Annotated in this window: 17 protein-coding genes and 1 tRNA gene; 10 read left to right on the top strand and 8 right to left on the bottom strand. The window is 64.3% G+C overall.

Annotated elements, in window-relative coordinates:
* Positions 1 to 44: 44 nt before the first annotated feature.
* The 6 genes from cobA to AWB81_RS11150 all read right to left on the bottom strand — a co-directional run bounded on the left by cobA (position 45) and on the right by AWB81_RS11150 (position 6188).
* Positions 45 to 800 carry a uroporphyrinogen-III C-methyltransferase gene (cobA, locus tag AWB81_RS11175; protein WP_062635181.1) on the bottom strand — a complete coding sequence of 252 codons (756 nt, stop codon included), beginning with the start codon at positions 798 to 800 and terminating at the stop codon, positions 45 to 47.
* A 19-nt stretch (positions 801 to 819) separates the two neighbouring features.
* The gene (locus tag AWB81_RS11170; protein WP_062635179.1) at positions 820 to 2133 is read right to left on the bottom strand and encodes a sulfate adenylyltransferase subunit 1; all 1314 of its coding nucleotides are present in this window, start codon (positions 2131 to 2133) and stop codon (positions 820 to 822) included.
* A 25-nt stretch (positions 2134 to 2158) separates the two neighbouring features.
* Positions 2159 to 3121, bottom strand: coding sequence for a sulfate adenylyltransferase subunit CysD (gene cysD, locus AWB81_RS11165; protein ID WP_062635177.1), 963 nt, complete (start codon positions 3119 to 3121; stop codon positions 2159 to 2161).
* 97 nt (positions 3122 to 3218) lie between these two features.
* Positions 3219 to 3941, bottom strand: a complete 723-nt coding sequence (locus tag AWB81_RS11160) for a phosphoadenylyl-sulfate reductase (RefSeq protein ID WP_062635175.1) — start codon at positions 3939 to 3941, stop codon at positions 3219 to 3221.
* A complete protein-coding gene (locus AWB81_RS11155) occupies positions 3941 to 4483 on the bottom strand; it encodes a DUF934 domain-containing protein (RefSeq protein WP_062635173.1) in 543 nt (180 codons plus the stop codon). Before AWB81_RS11155 ends, AWB81_RS11160 begins: the two co-directional genes overlap by 1 nt.
* Positions 4484 to 4511: 28 nt before the next feature.
* Positions 4512 to 6188, bottom strand: a complete 1677-nt coding sequence (locus tag AWB81_RS11150; RefSeq protein WP_062635171.1) for a nitrite/sulfite reductase — start codon at positions 6186 to 6188, stop codon at positions 4512 to 4514.
* A 216-nt stretch (positions 6189 to 6404) separates the two neighbouring features.
* On the opposite strand from AWB81_RS11150, the gene AWB81_RS11145 reads away from it, so the two are divergent.
* The 7 genes from AWB81_RS11145 (at position 6405) to AWB81_RS46415 (ending at position 12896) form a co-directional block, all read left to right on the top strand.
* Positions 6405 to 7346 carry a CysB family HTH-type transcriptional regulator gene (locus tag AWB81_RS11145; RefSeq protein ID WP_062635169.1) on the top strand — a complete coding sequence of 314 codons (942 nt, stop codon included), beginning with the start codon at positions 6405 to 6407 and terminating at the stop codon, positions 7344 to 7346.
* 88 nt (positions 7347 to 7434) lie between these two features.
* Positions 7435 to 8595, top strand: coding sequence for an ABC transporter substrate-binding protein (locus AWB81_RS11140; protein WP_062635167.1), 1161 nt, complete (start codon positions 7435 to 7437; stop codon positions 8593 to 8595).
* A gap of 121 nt (positions 8596 to 8716) precedes the next feature.
* A tRNA-Leu gene (locus AWB81_RS11135) sits at positions 8717 to 8801 on the top strand.
* 352 nt (positions 8802 to 9153) lie between these two features.
* A complete protein-coding gene (locus AWB81_RS11130; RefSeq protein ID WP_062635165.1) occupies positions 9154 to 10368 on the top strand; it encodes a hypothetical protein in 1215 nt (404 codons plus the stop codon).
* 187 nt (positions 10369 to 10555) lie between these two features.
* Positions 10556 to 11644, top strand: coding sequence for a TIGR03118 family protein (locus AWB81_RS11125; protein WP_062635262.1), 1089 nt, complete (start codon positions 10556 to 10558; stop codon positions 11642 to 11644).
* Positions 11645 to 11831: 187 nt separating this feature from the next.
* Positions 11832 to 12539: a pseudouridine synthase gene (locus AWB81_RS11120; RefSeq protein ID WP_062635260.1), complete on the top strand. Its 708-nt coding sequence runs from the start codon at positions 11832 to 11834 to the stop codon at positions 12537 to 12539.
* Positions 12540 to 12719: 180 nt separating this feature from the next.
* Positions 12720 to 12896, top strand: coding sequence for a hypothetical protein (locus AWB81_RS46415; RefSeq protein ID WP_167306340.1), 177 nt, complete (start codon positions 12720 to 12722; stop codon positions 12894 to 12896).
* On the opposite strand, the gene AWB81_RS11115 is transcribed toward AWB81_RS46415, so the two are convergent.
* Positions 12889 to 13941, bottom strand: coding sequence for an NAD-dependent epimerase/dehydratase family protein (locus AWB81_RS11115; RefSeq protein ID WP_062635259.1), 1053 nt, complete (start codon positions 13939 to 13941; stop codon positions 12889 to 12891). The genes AWB81_RS46415 and AWB81_RS11115 overlap by 8 nt on opposite strands.
* A gap of 108 nt (positions 13942 to 14049) precedes the next feature.
* Here AWB81_RS11115 and AWB81_RS11110 point away from each other — a divergent pair, with 108 nt between their 5' ends.
* The 3 genes from AWB81_RS11110 (at position 14050) to AWB81_RS11100 (ending at position 16971) form a co-directional block, all read left to right on the top strand.
* Positions 14050 to 15081: a CDP-6-deoxy-delta-3,4-glucoseen reductase gene (locus tag AWB81_RS11110; RefSeq protein ID WP_062635163.1), complete on the top strand. Its 1032-nt coding sequence runs from the start codon at positions 14050 to 14052 to the stop codon at positions 15079 to 15081.
* Between the two features lie 277 nt (positions 15082 to 15358).
* On the top strand, positions 15359 to 16543 hold the full coding sequence (locus AWB81_RS11105; RefSeq protein ID WP_062635161.1) for an acetylornithine transaminase: 1185 nt from the start codon (positions 15359 to 15361) through the stop codon (positions 16541 to 16543).
* A complete protein-coding gene (locus tag AWB81_RS11100; protein WP_062635158.1) occupies positions 16540 to 16971 on the top strand; it encodes a GNAT family acetyltransferase in 432 nt (143 codons plus the stop codon). Before AWB81_RS11105 ends, AWB81_RS11100 begins: the two co-directional genes overlap by 4 nt.
* Positions 16972 to 17030: 59 nt before the next feature.
* Here the strand turns inward: AWB81_RS11100 and AWB81_RS11095 are convergent, their stop codons facing one another.
* Positions 17031 to 17735, bottom strand: a complete 705-nt coding sequence (locus tag AWB81_RS11095; protein ID WP_087134894.1) for an ABC transporter ATP-binding protein — start codon at positions 17733 to 17735, stop codon at positions 17031 to 17033.

Raw genomic sequence — 17735 nt, 5'->3', positions numbered from 1 at the left:
ACGCACCGTCGAGACGGTGCGTTTTTCATTAAAGCTCTGGCGTTTCAAGCCGCGAACTGCAGCGCCTTCAGCTTGATCTTCGCCTTTGCCGATGCGCGCTCGGCAAACGCCTCGCCGATCATCAACAAGCTCGGCTGCGACGCATCGAGCCATTCCTGCGCTTCCCCGCGCGCCATGCGTTCAAGCGTGAGCGTCAGCATGCGTTCGCGCGGCGTGCTGCATGCCTCGACGATCGCAACCGGCGTCGATCCCGCACGGCCCGCGTCGATCAACTGCTGCGCGATGTCGGGCGCGCTGTCGCGGCCCATGTAGAACACGAGCGAATCCGCGCTCGCCTGCTGACGGATCTCGTCACTGTCCGGCGCACGGCTGTGCGTGGCGAGCGCGACGCTGCGCGACACCCCGCGCAGCGTGAGCGAGCGCTTGAGCGTTGCCGCACTCGCGAGCGCCGCCGTGATGCCCGGCACCACTTCGTATTCGATGCCCGCCGCTTCGAGCGCGCGCATTTCCTCGTCGGCGCGGCCGAAGAGCATCGGATCGCCGCCCTTCAGACGCACGACGACGTCATGCTCGCGCGCCGCATCGACGATCTGCTTGTTGATGAAATGCTGGGCGGTCGAGCGCTGGCCGCAACGCTTGCCGACCGCGATCCTGCGCGCGTTCGGCGCATAGTCGAGCATCGCGGGTTCGATGAGCGCGTCGTGCAGCACGACGTTCGCCCCGCTCAGGATGCGCGCGCCGCGAACCGTGATGAGGTCCGCCGCGCCCGGCCCTGCTCCGATCAGATAGACCTTGCCCATCGCGTTCACCCTTCGTGTGTCAAGCCGAGAACGAACGGATCATGCCGGCCGCGACCGTATGATGCGTCGCTTCGTCGATCAGCACGAACGCGCCGGTGCCCTGATGCGTATCGTACGCATCGGCGACGAGCGGCTTTTGCAGCGTCAGCGCGACACGGCCGATGTCGTTCATCGCGAGATCGCGGCGATCCACCGCGTGCGACAGCGTATGCACGTCGAGCACTTCCTTGATCGCGCCGATCCGCGCGAACACCGTGTTCGTGGTCTGCTTCAGCAGGTACTTGCGTTGCGGCGAGAGCGGCTCTTCGTCGAACCAGCACAGGTCCGCTTCGAGCTTCTTCGCCGGCTCGACCTTCGATCCGCTCGGCACGAACGTATCGCCGCGCGACACGTCGACGTCTTCCGCGAGGCGGATCGTCACCGTCTGGCCGGCGAACGCGCGATCCACCTGCGCGACGCCGCCCGGCACCGGCGCGATGATTTCCGAGACCGTCGCTTCGCGGCTCGCGGGCAGCACGGTGATCGTATCGCCCACCCGCACTTCGCCCGCTTCAACGCGGCCCATGTAGCCGCGGAAATCGTCGGCCTGGCTGCCGTCCTGACGCGCGACCCACTGCACCGGGAAGCGCAACGCCTGGTCGGTCGGCTGCGTGACGGGCAGCGCTTCGAGCAGGTCGAGCAGCGGCTCGCCCGCGTACCACGGCATGCGCTCGCTCGCGGTCACGATGTTGTCGCCCTTCAGCGCCGACACCGGCACGAAGCGCACGTTCGAAATCCCGAGCTGGCGCGCGAGTTCGACATAGGCATCGCGGATTTCGTTGAAACGCGTCTCGCTGTATTCGACGAGGTCCATCTTGTTGATCGCGACGATCACGTGCTGAAGCCCAAGCAACTTCACGATCGCGCTGTGGCGCTTGGTTTGCGGCAGCAGTTGCGCGACGCCGTCGACAAACGTGACGCGCGTGGCATCGACGAGAATGATCGCGGCATGCGCCGTCGATGCGCCCGTCACCATGTTGCGCGTGTACTGCTCGTGGCCCGGCGTATCGGCGATGATGAACTTGCGCTTCGCTGTCGCGAAGTAGCGGTACGCGACGTCGATCGTGATGCCCTGCTCGCGCTCGGCTTCGAGGCCGTCGGTCAGCAGCGACAGGTCAATTTCATCGCCGACGGTGCGCTTGTTCTTCGCACGCGAGATCGCGGAGAGTTGATCCGACAACACCGCCTTGCTGTCATAAAGCAGGCGGCCGATCAGCGTGCTCTTGCCGTCGTCGACGCTGCCCGCGGTGATGAATCGCAACACGCCGAGGTCTTCAGCTTGATAAATGCTCATGATCCGTTTTCCTTTGGCGTGATGCTCAGAAATAACCTTGCTTCTTGCGCTGTTCCATCGCGGCTTCGGATGCCTGGTCGTCCATCCGCGTTGCGCCGCGCTCCGTGATTTCCGTCACGGCCGTTTCCGCGATGATCTTCTCGACATCGTCGGCATCGCTTGCGACCGGGCACGTGCAGCTGATGTCGCCGACCGTACGGAAGCGGACCTGCGCAACTTCGGCCGTTTCGCCTTCGCGCAACGGCGTGAGCGGCGTGAGCGGCACGAGCAGGCCATTGCGGCGAATGATCTCGCGGTCGTGTGCGTAGTAGATCGACGGCAGTTCGAGCTTTTCGCGGGCGATGTATTGCCACACGTCGAGTTCGGTCCAGTTCGAGATCGGGAACACGCGCAGGTGTTCGCCTGCATGCAGGCGCGCGTTGTAGATGCTCCACAGTTCCGGGCGCTGCGCCTTCGGGTCCCACTGGCCGAATTCGTCGCGGAACGAGAAGATCCGCTCCTTCGCACGCGCCTTCTCTTCGTCGCGGCGCGCGCCGCCGATCAACGCCGTGTAACCGTATTGCTCGATGGTTTCGAGCAGCGTGACCGCTTGCGCGGCATTGCGCGAATCGGTCTCGCGGCGCAGACGCACGGTACCCTTCTTGATCGAATCCTCGACATGACCCACGACCAGTTCCGCGCCGATTTCAGCGGCACGGCGATCGCGGAAGTCAATCACTTCGTCGAAGTTGTGGCCGGTGTCGATATGCACGAGCGGGAACGGCAGCTGCGTCTTGCGACCGCCGCCGAGACCGAACGCCTTCAGCGCGAGATGCAGCACGACGACCGAGTCCTTGCCGCCCGAGAACAGGAGCGCCGGCTTGCTGCACTCGGCGACGAGTTCGCGGAGGATGTGAATCGACTCGGCTTCGAGCCAGTCGAGGTGGTCCATCCGGGTCGCCGTATTGGCGATCGGGGCGGTGACGGTTGAGTCGAGCGTGGTGCTCATGTTCGTCGATCCTTTTCTTTGCATCGCCTTCAGCTTGTGACGAAAGCGCTGCGTTTCAATGACAGAGGTTTGATGCGAGGCGCGTCCGGGACGCGCCTTAGATCGCGGAGCTTGGCGCTTCTTCGACGATCTTGATGTTCGTAATGTGCAGGCCGCATTCCTTCGTATCGCGCGATTCCCACCACCAGCGTCCGGCGCGGCTGTCCTCGCCGGGACGAATTGCGCGCGTACAGGGCTCGCAGCCGATGCTCGGATAGCCGCGCGCATGCAGCGGATTCACCGGCACATCGAAGGCCTTCAGGTAGTCCCACACTTCGGCTTCGGTCCAGTCCGCGAGCGGATTGAACTTCGCGATATTGCGCGGCGCGTCGTGCTCCTCCTCATGCAACTCGACGCGCGTCACCGACTGCTCGCGGCGCTGTCCGGTCACCCAGGCGCTCACGTCCTTCAAAGCGCGATTGAGCGGCTCGACCTTCCGGATGCCGCAGCACGCCTTGCGCAGATCGACGCTCTCGTAGAACGCGTTGAGTCCGTGATCGCGTACATAAGCCTCTATCGCTTCCGGCTGCGGATGAAACTGTTCGATGTCGTAGCCGTAGCGTTCCTTCACGCGGTCGATCATGCCGAGCGTTTCCTGATGCAGACGCCCCGTGTTCAGCGAGAAGATGCCGACCTTCACACCGCGCGAAAGGATGGCATGCGTAAGCAGCATGTCTTCTGCGGCGAGGCTGCTGGCTAGCTTGACGCTCTCGTGACGCTGCGCGATCGAATCGAGCAGCGCGTCGAGCCGTTCAACCTTGGCTTGCAGTTCGGGGGTCATCACGCGGCTCCGGATGCGGCAAGCACGGCGGCACGTCGACGGAAGAGCGGTTCGGGATTGTCAGTCGCGCCCTGATACTGCTCGCTGAATTCGTTGAACGCGTTCAGCGCGTCGTTGATGTCCTTGTCCTCGCGCACCGCGAATGCGTCAAAGCCGCAGCGCGAATGGAACAGCAACTGGTCGCGCAGCACGTCGCCGATCGCGCGCAGTTCGCCCGTCCACTGATAGCGTTCGCGCAGCAGGCGGCCGATAGAGAAGCCGCGTCCGTCGCGGAACACCGGAAAATCGACGGCGATCAGCGCGATCCTGTCGAAGTCGGCGACGAGATCGGCGGGTTCGTCATCGGGCGCGAGCCACACGCCGAGTTCGTCCTTCGAGCGCGAAGAAGCGAGCGCGTCCTTCTGCTCTTTCCAGAGCGAAAACGGCACGAGCACCTTGCCCGCGGGAAGCGCATCGACTGCGGGCACTGCGCCGTCTTCGGCTGCGCGCACCACGGTCCAGTCGTCGTTCACCACGGCGCGGTTCTTGATAATCAAAGCCATCTGCAATTTCCTCGAATGGGGCCGTGGCTTACGCGTGCGCCTGGCGCGACGCGTACACGCGATCCTTGAACGGCGCGATGCCGATGCGGTTGAACGTCTCGATGAAGCGCTCGCCTTCCATGCGGTTGTCGACGAACGTATCGATCACCTGCGACACCACATCGGGCATTTCTTCCGCCGAGAACGACGGGCCGATCACCTTGCCGAGATGCGCGCCGGTCGCGCCCGAGCTCTGCTCGCCGCCGAGCGTCACCTGATACCACTCCGAGCCGTCCTTATCGACACCCAGCACGCCGATATTGCCGATGTGGTGATGACCGCACGCGTTGATGCAGCCCGAGATGTTGAGCGTCAGGTCGCCGAGGTCGTACACGTAGTCGAGATTGTTGAAGCGCTCCTGGATCGCCAGCGCGATAGGGATCGACTTCGCGTTCGCGAGCGAGCAGAAGTCGCCGCCCGGGCACGCGATGATGTCCGTCAGCAAGCCGATGTTCGCGGTCGCGAAACCCACCGCCTTCGCGCGTTCCCATACGGCGTACAGATCGCGCTTCTTCACGTTCGCGAGAATCAGGTTCTGCTCGTGCGACACGCGGATTTCGCCGAAGGAGAATTCGTCGGCCAGGTCGGCGACGTCGTCCATCTGCTTGTCGGTGGCGTCACCGGGGGCGATGCCCGTCGGTTTGAGCGAGAGCGTGACCGACGAGTAGCCCGCCACCTTGTGCGGACGCACGTTGCGCTCGACCCAGCGCGCGAACGGCTTGCTGTCGATCAGATGCTTTTCATACGAGGCGTCCGTGTCCGGCAGCTTTTCGTAGACGGGCGCCGCGAAGAACTTCGACACGCGATCGAACTCGTCCTGCGTGATCGTCGACGGGCCGTCCTTCAGATGCTGCCACTCTTCCTCGACCTGCTTCGCGAATTTCTCCGGCGAGAGCGCCTTCACGAGGATCTTGATGCGCGCCTTGTACATGTTGTCGCGGCGGCCGTAGCGGTTGTACACGCGCAGCACGGCTTCGCAGTACGTCAGCAGATGCTGCCACGGCAGGTCTTCCTTGATCACCGCGCCGACGATCGGCGTACGGCCGAGACCGCCGCCCGCGAGAATGCTCGCGACGACTTCACCGTCTGCGTTCTTCTTCAGGTACACGCCGAGGTCGTGCACCTGCACGGCTGCGCGGTCTTCGACCGAGCCGTTCACCGCGATCTTGAACTTGCGCGGCAGCCACGCGAATTCGGGGTGGAACGTCGACCACTGGCGCAGGATTTCGGCCCACGGACGCGGATCGACGATTTCGTCCGGCGCAACGCCCGCGAACTGGTCGGCGGTGATATTGCGGATGCAGTTGCCCGAGGTCTGAATGGCATGCATCTGGACGGAAGCCAGCTTGCGCAGGATTTCCGGCGTTTCTTCGAGCTCGACCCAGTTGAACTGGATGTTGGTGCGCGTCGAAAAGTGGCCGTAGCCGCGGTCGTGCTCGCGCGCGATGGTCGCAAGCACGCGCATCTGGTCGCTGCGCAGGTTGCCGTACGGAATCGCGATGCGATGCATGTAGGCGTGACGCTGCATGTAGAGACCGTTCTGCAGACGCAGCGGACGGAATTCCTCTTCGCTCAACTCGCCCGACAGCCGGCGGCGGACCTGGTCGCTGTATTGGGCGACTCGTTCGTCGACGATGGTCTGGTCGATCTGATCGTATTGGTACATTCGGGGACCCCAAGTTTTTTGTCACACGCGAGCGTCGTGCACAACGCCGCACATCGATACCCATTGAGTCGTCGCGCGGAGCGTCGTTCAGACGGAACGCTCATTTGCTAATGACAAATACAGATATGGAAATTGGAAAAATTGGACAAATCGTAATAAACTTTCTTTATATAGCAAACGACTGAAAAATTACTTTGATATGCGGATGGGTTATAAATGAACCTGCATCAGTTCCGCTTCGTCCGCGAGGCCGTTCGCCAGAACTTCAACCTCACGGAGGCGGCGAAGGCGCTGTTCACGTCGCAGCCGGGCGTGTCGAAGGCGATCATCGAGCTGGAAGACGAACTGGGCGTCGAAATCTTCACGCGCCACGGCAAGCGCGTGCGCTCGCTCACGGAGCCGGGAAGGATCATCCTGGCGTCGGTGGAAAAAATACTGCAGGAAGTGGAAACGCTCAAACGCGTCGGTAAGGATTACGCGGCGCAGGATCAGGGACGGCTCGTGATTGCCGCCACGCACACGCAGGCGCGCTATTCGCTGCCGGCCGCGATCGCCGAGTTCAAAAAGCGCTTTCCGAAGGTGCATCTGTCGATTCTTCAGGGCAGCCCGACGCAGGTCGCGGAAATGGTGATCCACGATCAGGCGGACATCGCCATCGCGACCGAGGCGATCGCCAACTATAAAGAGCTCGTCTCGCTGCCGTGCTTCCAGTGGCAGCATCTCGCCGTGATGCTGCCGGACCATCCGCTGCTCGAGCGCAAGCTGCTCACGCTCGACGATCTCGTCCAGTACCCGCTCATCACCTACGATGCCGCGTTCGCCGGCCGCTCGAAGATCAATCAGGCGTTCGCCCTGCGCAACCTGGCCCCGGATATCGTCCTCGAAGCGATCGATGCGGACGTCATCAAAACCTACGTCGAACTCGGGCTCGGCGTCGGCATCATGGCCGACATCGCGTTCAATCCGGAGCGCGACAAGCACCTGCGCGCGATGCCCGTCGGCCATCTGTTCGGGACCAACGTCACGCGCCTCGCGCTCAAGCAGGGCGCGTATCTGCGCAGTTATGTATACACGCTCGTCGAACTGCTCTCGCCTTCGATGAACCGCAAGCTCATCGAGCAGGCGCTTTCCGGGGAACACGAAAGCTACGAGCTATGAGCGGTTCCGATCCGGCGTGCCGGTTCTGGCCGGTCAAAATATCGATTCATCTGCTAATTAACTCACCATCCGCCCCGGAGACCAGCCAATGAAGTTGTCGAAGTCCCTTCGTCGCATCGCGCTCGCGAGCGCGTTTTCAGCGTTGAGCGCCGCTGCACAGGCGCAACTGAAGGTCGGCATCGACCTGTCGAGCACCGGGCCCGCCGCGGCGATCGGCATCACGAGCAAGAACGCGATGCTGATGTGGCCGAAGACGATCGCCGGCCAGGAAGCCCAATACCTGATTCTCGACGATGGATCTGACCCCGGCGCCGCTGTGCGCAACATCAGAAAACTGATCACCGAGGACAAGGTCGACGTGATCGTCGGCCCGAACATCACGCCGGCGGCGCTCGCGGCGCTCGATCCGGTCTCCGAGTACGAAACGCCGATGATCACGCTGATCGGCTCGGCGTCGGTCGTCGAGCCGCAGGAAGGCAAGAAGGTGTGGGCGTTCAAGATGGCGCAGACTGACCGCGCGATGGCCGACGTGATGACGCGCTACATGGCGAACCACGGCGTGAAGACGGCCGGTTTCATCGGTTTCGCCGATAGCTACGGCGACAGCTGGTTCAACGAGTTCTCGAAGTTCGCGGATCTGCGGCATATCAGGATCGTCGCGAGCGAGCGCTTCAACCGGACGGACGCCAGCGTCACCGGGCAGATTCTCAAGCTGATGGCCGCGAAGCCCGATGCGGTGCTGATCGCCGGCGCCGGGACGCCGACCGTGTTGCCGCAACGCACGCTCGTCGAGCGCGGTTTCAAGGGCGCGATCTACCAGACGCACGGCATCGCGACGCCGGAATTCATCAAGCTCGGCGGCAAGGACGTAGAAGGCACGCTATTCCCGACGCAGCCGGTGGTCGTCGCGCGCACGCTGCCGGCCGATCATCCGTCGAAGAAGGCGGCACTGGCGTTCGTCAACGCCTACGAGGCGCAGTACGGCCCGGGCACGGTCACGCAGTTCGCCGGGGATGCGGCGGGCGTCTATCCGCGCCTCCAGGATGCCGTCGCGCGAGCGCTCAAGGCCGGCCAGCCGGGGACGAAGGCGTTTCGCGTGGCGCTGCGCTCGGAACTGGAGCACGCGCATGAACTAGTGGTGCCGAACGGCGTCGTGAATACAAGCGCGACCGATCACGTCGGCCTCGATCAGCGCGCGAGCGTGATGGGTGTCATCAAGAACGGCTCGTTCACGTATCTGAGCCAGTAAGCGACGCTGCAAGCGCGGCCGGGGCACCCTTGCCGCGGTCCGCGTTTTCCGACATAATCGCTGACTTGCCAATCGGCGTGCCTCTTCCCGGTGCGTCGGCCCGGCAAATCAGAATGCAAGTGCCCAGGTGGTGAAATTGGTAGACGCAGGGGACTCAAAATCCCCCGCCGCAAGGCGTGCCGGTTCGATTCCGGCCCTGGGCACCAAGCACTTCGCAGTTCCTCCTCCCTCGCGTTTCGAACGCGCCTCGCAGTCGCTCCCCAGAAGTCGTCCTCAGCGCTCCCGCATCGCTTTTAATCGCCAATCATCGGATAAGTGTGCGCAGCCGCGTAGTCGCGATCAATTTTCGCTGACATAATTATTTCGCCGTACGAATTCGACCAGCGCTTGCTGCGGTGCGGCGAAACGTCGACAAAAGGCTCGAATGATCAAAAATCTCATCTTTATTGAGAAATTTGCCAGCGAACACGCCGATTGTTCGCCTTCCTGAGTTATTCTGCGGCCAAGAACGTTACGCCCGGGCATTGGTTGTCCAGGCGAAAACTCATCGGGTGCGGCATGAGTCGCTCTAAATATTCACTGCAGCTCGATTCCGTGATCTGCGCGCGCTGCGGCGCTGCGTCGAGAGCGGAAGACGATACCTGCCCGCATTGCGGCGCCGATCGCGAAGGCGCGATCTTCAGCGCCGATGCGTTGCGCCTGGCCGAAGAAGTGCCGCGCGCCGGCTGGCTCGTCACGAAAGTGCGTCGCAGCGCGCTCGTGACCTATCCGAGCATCCGCGAACACGGCGATATCACCCCGGAACTCGAAGCGCCGAAGAAGCGCACGCTGCTCGGGGGCGTGCTCGCGACAGGCGGCGTCGTCGTGATCGGCTTTGCGGCCGGCGCGTTCATCCTCGCCAACATCGACACCACAATCAAGGCGCCGCGCGTCACGGAAGCGCAAAGCTCGGGCGGATCGATCGCGCCGGATCCGCGTGATCCGGCGGTCGCTGCCGCCCGACGCGCGCCGCCGCTCACTTCCAGAGGCGCGGTCGTTGCCACGGTACCCGCAGCGCCGGAAGTCCCTGCAGCTGCCAGTGCCACCAGATCGGCGACCCCGACTACGCTCGCCAATTCGACCAGGCCTTCCGGCGCATCGTCCGCGCGCGCACCGTCGACTCAGGTCGCGAACGCGTCACCCGCAGCCCCGGCGTCGCCGAAGACCGCGCTCGCCAGCCCGCCTCTGACGATCGCGCCGCCCGCCGTGCAGCGCACCGCGCCGCCCCCGCCCGTTGTCGCCGAGACTGCGCCGCGTGACGCCCAGCCCGCCCGCAACGCGTCGGCGGCTCGCAAGGCAATGGCCAATCGCGATCTCGCGACCGCGCGCCGGTATATCGATGAGGTCCCCGAGACTCAGCAGGACAGCCCGGAGTTGCAGCGTGTCGCGACGCGCCTCACGCGACTGGAACGCCAGCGCGACGCCGCATTGCAGCGCGCGAAGGCTTGCGCGAGCACGAAGTCGTCGACATGCGTCGCGCGCAACGCGAATCAGGCGCTCGCGCTCGACGCGCGCAACCCGCAAGCGCTCGCGCTGGCGCGCCGCGTGTCGACGCGGACCAAACCGGCGTCGGCGCGGCCGGCAATCGCCGCTGCGTCGCCTGCTCCGGCGCCGGAAGCGCATCCGAATCCGCCGAAGCGTACCCCCGAAGCCGCTCCGCAACCCGATCGTTCGTTCACCTGGTTCGGCTGGGGCGTGCCGACAGTAGCGAAAGGCCGCGGCGACGCGCACTGAAGCGAGCGCGTCAGTGACGCGCCGCTTCGCAAACCCCGCCTGCCTCGCATCCGGTTTGCGCCGCACCGCACCGAGCGAATATCCCGCCGCACCGGAATAAGCCCCGCCCGGCGTCCGTTTAGAGATGACGACACACAACTACGGGCGCGCCTCGCGCCAGGGAGTCGTCATCATGAAACCAGCAGCGATGCGCGCGCGTGCGATGATCCTCATCGCATCGATGGCCGCGGTGGCGGCCCTGTCGGGTCTCGCCTCGTGCGGCGGTTCCGACAACGGCCCGACGGCAACGCGCTTCAAATCGACGATGCTCGTCTCCGACGGCGCGGTCGCCGCGGCGCACACGGACCCGAATCTGAAGAACGCCTGGGGCGTCGCGTTCAACCCGAAGGGCTTCGTGTGGGTCGCGAACAACGGCACCCAGACGGCCACGCTCTACGACGGTAACGGCGTCGTGCAATCGCTCGTCGTGGCGATTCCCGCGACCGCATCCGGCCCCGCCAGCCCGACGGGCATCGTGTTCAACGGCAGCACCACGGATTTCATGGTGTCGCAGGCGGGCAAAACGGGCGCGGCGGCGTTCATTTTCGTCGGCGAAGGCGGGTCGGTCACCGCGTGGTCGCCGGCCGTCGATCTGACGCACGCCATCACCGTGTCGGATTCCAGCGCGGCGGGCGCCGTCTACAAGGGCCTCGCGATCGCGACTGCGTCGACCGGCCAGCGGCTCTACGCGACCGATTTCCATAACAACCGCATCGACGTGTTCGACAACGCGTTCCAGAAAGTCACGCTCGCGGGCGCGTTCCAGGATTCGCAGATACCCGGCAATTTCGCGCCCTTCGGCATTCAGGCGATCGCCCAGAAGCTCTACGTGACCTACGCGCAACAGGACGCGGACGCGCACGACGACGTAGCGGGCGCGGGGCTCGGTTTCGTCGACGTGTTCGATACGGACGGGCATCTGCTGCAGCGGCTCGACCACGTTTCGCAACTCAACGCGCCGTGGGGCGTCACGCAGGCGCCGGGCAACTTCGGGACCCTCTCCAACGACATACTCATCGGCAATTTCGGCGACGGCACCATCCAGGCGTTCGACCCGACGAGCGGAAAGCTTGTCGGCACGGTGACGAATCCGGACGGTTCGACATTCGCGCAGTCCGGCCTCTGGGGCATCGCGTTCGGCAACGGACTCAACGCCCAACCCACCAACACGCTCTTCTTCGCGGCCGGCCCGAACGACGAAGCCGACGGCGTGTATGGCCGGCTCGACATGCAGTAACGAGGCGGACGGCGGTTTCGATGGTTTCCCCCGGGGCACTGCAGCGGATTCGCCGTCAGAATCCGCTGCACAATGCCCCTGACGCGCCGCCTGCTTACCGGGCGGCGCGTTCTTTTTCGTCCTGGTTCATCCGGCCGCCCGGGGCCGACGCATTGTTAAAATGCGCGACTCACTCCCGACGCTTCCGATGGATCTCGAACGCATTCTCTTTTCCCAGGGTTTCGGCACGCGCCGCCAGTGCCGGGGCATCGTCGCGGACGGTCGCGTGCGGGTCGCGGGCGCCCTCTGCACGGACCCCGACGCGGATTTTCCGCTGACGCCGACGCTCGATTTCGAAGTCGACGGCAAATCGTGGCGGTATCGCGAAAAGGCCTATCTGGCGCTGAACAAGCCCGAGGGCTACGAGTGCTCGCGCGATCCGCAGCATCATCTGAGCGTGTTCCATCTGCTGCCGCCCCAGTTGACGACGCGCGGCGTGCAATGCGTTGGCCGGCTCGATCAGGACACGACCGGCCTTCTGCTCCTCTCCGACGACGGCGCGTTCGTCCACGCCTTCACGTCGCCCAAGCGCAAGGTGCCGAAGGTCTATCTCGCGACGACGCGCCATCCGCTCGACGAAGCGCAACTCGCCGCGCTCTCCGAGGGCGTGCTGCTGCACGGCGAATCGGATCCGAGCGCGGCGCTCGCGGCAGTTCGGCGCGACGACCATCTGCTGGAACTGAGCGTTCTGGAAGGCAAGTATCACCAGGTGAAGCGGATGGTCGCGGCCGCCGGCAACCGGGTGGAAAAGCTGCATCGCGAACGGATTGGCGGCTTCGCGCTGCCCGCGACGCTGGCCGAAGGTACTTGGTGCTGGCTCGACGAACCCGAACTCGCGGCGCTGCGACGCGAATAGCCGCGACAAGACGGTGCGTCGGCGTCCCCGCGCCCGCTCGAAACGAACGAACGGTCATGCAAGTCCGTAAAAGCACCTAGCAGCATACGCTGCGGCGCAGCATGCCTTCTCGCCGGCGGACTCTTATACTTGTCTAACGGGTAGCTGAATAACGACTATCAAAAAAGGCAGGAGGGCATCATGGGCTCCCACATGACCGTCGCGCTCGTGGCGTTCGTCGCGCTGAGCGCAGTCCTGATCGGCGCTTTGCTTGTCGCCATGCATATGCGACACAAGTACGAGCCGAACCTCATCGGCGCGCTGATCGGTGCCTTGCTTTGCTTCGTGCTGCTGGAGACGATCCCTGCGCTCATCTAGCGCGAAGGAAGTCGTCGACGGTCGGATAGCGCAACACGTAACCGAGTTCGCGCTTGAGCCGCGTGTTGGTCAGGCGGCGCGACTCGCGCATGAACGAAAGCGTCAACGGCTCGAGTTGCGCCTCGGCGGCTTCCCGCGTGATGCGCGGCACGCGCGGCATGCCCTTCGCGTCCGCGACGCGATCGAAATAATCTCCCATCGGCAGGTCGGTTTCGTCCGTCGCGTGGATCGCGCGCTGCGGCTTCGCGCGCCGGATCGCGCGCACGAGAATGGCGGCGAGGTCGTCGGCGTGAATGTGATTCGTGAAGACGTCCTCGCTCGCGATGAGCGCCGGCATACCCCTTTCGATGCGCGCGAGCGGCAGGCGGTTCGCCGCATAGATGCCCGGAATCCGCACGATGGAAACGCGCCAATCGCCCCGCACGGCGGCGCGCCGCACTTGCGACTCGGCCGACACCCGGCGCTTCGCGCGCGCGTTCTCCGGGCGTACCGGCCGCGTTTCGTCGATCAGCGCTCCTCCGCAATCGCCATAGACGCCCGTCGTACTCGCATAGACGAGCCGGATCGGCGGGCGGCGGCGCACGGTCGCGAAAGGTCCGTCAGGTACAATGGGCGCTGTTCTGGCGGGGTTTTGCGCGCGCGCCGATCTGTTTTCAGTCCTCGCGCGAAGCCGTGCGCGCCACGCGCGATGCGGCGCCACGGCGCCCACCGCGCCACGCGAGACGCTGCGTCGTTTCGCGGAAAGCGTGGCAATGAGCGCCCGTGTGCGGCGATCGCCGTCGCCTTCCTTCTGCGGCGGCGCGAGATGCAGCACGGTCGACGAGAGGCCCGCGAGCCGTGCAAGGCTCGCACGGTCATCGAGATCGCCGACGATCGGCGTCGTGCCCGCCGCGCGCAGTTCGGCGACGCGTTCCGGATGGCTCGTGAGCGCGATCACGCGAGGCGCTGCCGCCCGCTTCGTGAAGAGCGGCACGGCGCGCATCCCGACATCGCCGCAGCCGACGATCAGGACACGCGCACGGCGCAGGTTTCGAGTGGCAATCATGCTGTGATTGTAGCCGCGGCATGCGAAGCTCATGCGGCACGCAGCGCAGGCACGTCGCGCTCCATGCCGATGAAACACGTATTCGACACACCCAACACATAACGATCTATGGCTTTCAACGTAACGCTCCGGCAAAGCGGCCGACAGTTTCAAGTAGAACCCGACGAAGCGGTGCTGATCGCCGCCCTGCGTCAGGGCATCGGCCTGCCGTACGGCTGCAAGAACGGCGCGTGCGGGTCGTGCAAGGGCACGGTGGTGAGCGGCGAGGTCGAGCAGGCGCCGCATTCGTCGTCGGCGCTGTCCAACGACGAGAAGACCCGCGGCATGGCGCTCTTTTGCTGCGCGACCGCGCAGACCGACCTCGAGATCGACGTGCGCGAAGTGGCCGGCGTCGGCGACGTGCAGGTGAAGAAGCTGCCGTGCCGGGTCAACGCGCTCGCCCGCCGCGCCGACGATGTGGTCGAGCTGAAGCTGCAATTGCCCGCCAACGAGCGCCTGCAGTATCTCGCCGGCCAGTACATCGAATTCATCCTGAAGGACGGCAAGCGCCGCAGCTATTCGATGGCGAGCCCGCCGCATCACGAGGGCCCGCTCGAACTGCACATCCGCCACATGCCCGGCGGCACGTTCACGGACCACGTGTTCGGCGCGATGAAGGAGCGCGACATCCTGCGTTTCGAAGGCCCGCTCGGCACGTTCTTCCTGCGCGAGGATTCGGACAAGCCGATCGTGCTGCTCGCATCGGGCACGGGCTTCGCGCCGATCAAGGCGATCATCGAGCATGCGACGTTCAAGAATCTCGGTCGCCCGATGACGCTCTACTGGGGCGGTCGCCGCAAGAAGGACCTGTACATGATGGACCTCGCCGAGCAATGGGCGAAGGAAGTGCCGAACTTCAGCTTCGTGCCGGTGCTTTCCGAACCCGACGCCGACGATGCCTGGACCGGCCGTACGGGCTTCGTTCATCGCGCTGTCATCGAGGATCTGCCAGACTTGAGCGCGTATCAGGTGTACGCGTGCGGTGCGCCGGTGATGGTGGAATCGGCCCAGCGCGATTTCACGAATCATCACCGGCTGCCGGAAGACGAGTTCTACGCGGACTCGTTCACGAGCGCCGCCGATCTCGCACATCCGGTCTGACAGCAATGGTTCGCCGTGAGCGGCGCGGCCAAAAAATCCGCGCTGCACGGTTTACACGCACAAACCTCGTATCGTATCCTTCGCGAATGATCGAAATCCAGACCAGCCTCCGACGTCGCCGCTCGCCGCTTCCCTAGGGATGCCGCTGGCTCGTCACGGACTCGCGCTCATGTCTTGATCGATGCGCACGAAATGAAGCCACGGGATACCGTGGCTTTTTGTTTTTTCCGACACCCTTTTTTTAACCCTCGCTGTCGCTCTCGTGGAGCCCGCTGTCATGAATTTCAATGAGTACCCCGTCGAATCGCTGATGTTCATCACGAACCGCCCTGAAATCGTGTTCACGCACGGCAAGGGCTCGTGGATCTACGACAACACCGGGAAGCGCTATCTGGACTTCATCCAGGGCTGGGCCGTGAATTCGCTCGGACATTGCAACGACGGCATGATCGAGGCGCTGGAAAAGCAGGCGCGTACGCTGATCAACCCGTCGCCGGCGTTCTACAACGCGCCGATGGCGCAACTCGCGGGCCTCCTCACCGAGCACAGCTGCTTCGACAAGGTCTTCTTCGCCAACAGCGGCGCCGAAGCGAACGAAGGCGCGATCAAGCTCGCGCGCAAGTGGGGCCGCAAGTTCAAGGAAGGCGCCTACGAGATCATCACCTTGGATCACAGCTTCCACGGCCGCACGCTCGCGACGATGTCGGCGAGCGGCAAGGCCGGCTGGGACACCATCTACGCGCCGCAAGTGCCCGGCTTCCCGAAGGCCGAGCTGAACGACATCGCGTCAGTCGAGCGGCTCATCACGGAGAAAACGGTCGGCGTGATGCTCGAACCGATCCAGGGCGAAGGCGGCGTGATCCCCGCGACGCGCGAATTCATGCAGCAACTGCGCGCGCTGACCAGGAAGCACAACCTGCTTTTGATCGTAGATGAAGTGCAGAGCGGCTGCGGCCGCGCGGGAACGCTCTTCGCCTACGAACTGTCGGGCGTCGAGCCGGACATCATGACGCTCGGCAAGGGCATCGGCGGCGGCGTGCCGCTCGCGGCGCTGCTCTCGAAGGCCGAAGTCGCGTGCTTCGAACCCGGCGACCAGGGCGGCACCTACAACGGCAATCCGCTGATGACGGCCGTCGGCCATTCGGTGATCTCGCAACTGACCGCGCCCGGCTTCCTCGAAGGCGTGCGCGAACGCGGCGAGTATCTGAAGTCGCAACTGCTCGAACTGTCGGAAGAGCGTGGCTTCAAGGGCGAACGTGGCGAAGGCCTGTTGCGCGCGCTGCTGCTCGACGCCGACAACGGTCCGCAGATCGTCGAGAAAGCGCGCCTGATGCAGCCCGACGGCCTGCTCCTGAACGCCGCGCGTCCGAACCTGCTGCGCTTCATGCCTGCGCTCAACATAACGAAGGACGAGATCGACCAGATGATGTCGATGCTGCGTTCCGTGCTGGATTCGCTGTGAAGATTCGCGTGTTCGAAGCGCGCGACGCCGATCCGGTGATCGCGCTCTGGCGTGAAGCATTCCCCGAGTACGCGGATGCGTCGAGGCCGCAACGCGATCCGCGTCTGTCGATTGCGAACAAGCTCGCGACGCAGCCGGATCTGTTCTTCGTGGGCGAGGTGGATGCGCGCGTGATCGGCACGATCATGGCGGGTTACGACGGGCATCGCGGATGGCTGTATTCGCTCGCCGTCGCGCAGGACATGCGTCGGCACGGGTACGGGCGCGCGCTGGTCCAGCATGCGGAACGCGAGCTGGCGAAACGCGGATGTCCGAAAGTGAACCTGCAGATACTGACCAGCAAATCCGACGTGCAGGCGTTTTACGCAAAACTCGGCTATCGCGCCGATGAAGTCGTGAGCCTCGGCAAGCGGCTTCAAAGCGCATAAAAAAACCGCATGCGTTTGAGGCGCATGCGGTTTTTTACCTGAAGCGGCGTGGCGCGTGATTACTCGCCCAGATAAGCCGCCCGCACCTTCGGATCGTTCAGCATCGTCTTGGCGTCGCCGGACATCGTCACCAGTCCGGAGTCCATCACGTAGCCGCGGTTGGCCGCCTGCAACGCGAGCCGCGCGTTCTGCTCGACCAGCAGCACCGTCATGCCTTCGGCCGAGATCGCCCGCACCACCTCGAAGATCTTCTCGACCATGATCGGCGACAGACCCATCGACGGTTCATCGAGCAGCAACAGCTTCGGACGCGAGATGATCGCGCGCGCCATCGCCAGCATCTGCTGTTCGCCGCCCGAGAGCGTCCCCGCATACTGCGACGCGCGTTCCTTCAGCCTCGGAAAGAAGCCGAACATGCGATCGGTATCCTTCTGGATCTCGGCGGTGTCGTTGCGCAGGTACGCGCCCATCTGCATGTTTTCCAGAATCGACATCCGCGCGAAGATGCCGCGCCCTTCCGGCACCATCGCGAGACCGCGCTTGAGCAGTTCATGCGTCGGCACGCCCTTGATCGACTGGCCCATGTATTCGATGTCGCCCGCCGAATACGGCTTCAGACCCGTGATCGCCTTCATCGTGGTCGTCTTGCCCGCGCCGTTCGCGCCGATCAGCGTGACGAGTTCGCCCTGCCCGACTTCCAGATCGACGCCCTTGACTGCCTGAATGCCGCCGTAATTGACCTGCAGGCCCTTGATTTTCAACAT

Source organism: Caballeronia arationis (genome assembly GCF_001544975.2).
Classification (GTDB): domain Bacteria; phylum Pseudomonadota; class Gammaproteobacteria; order Burkholderiales; family Burkholderiaceae; genus Caballeronia; species Caballeronia arationis.
This window is presented reverse-complemented; position numbering and strand designations above follow the sequence as displayed.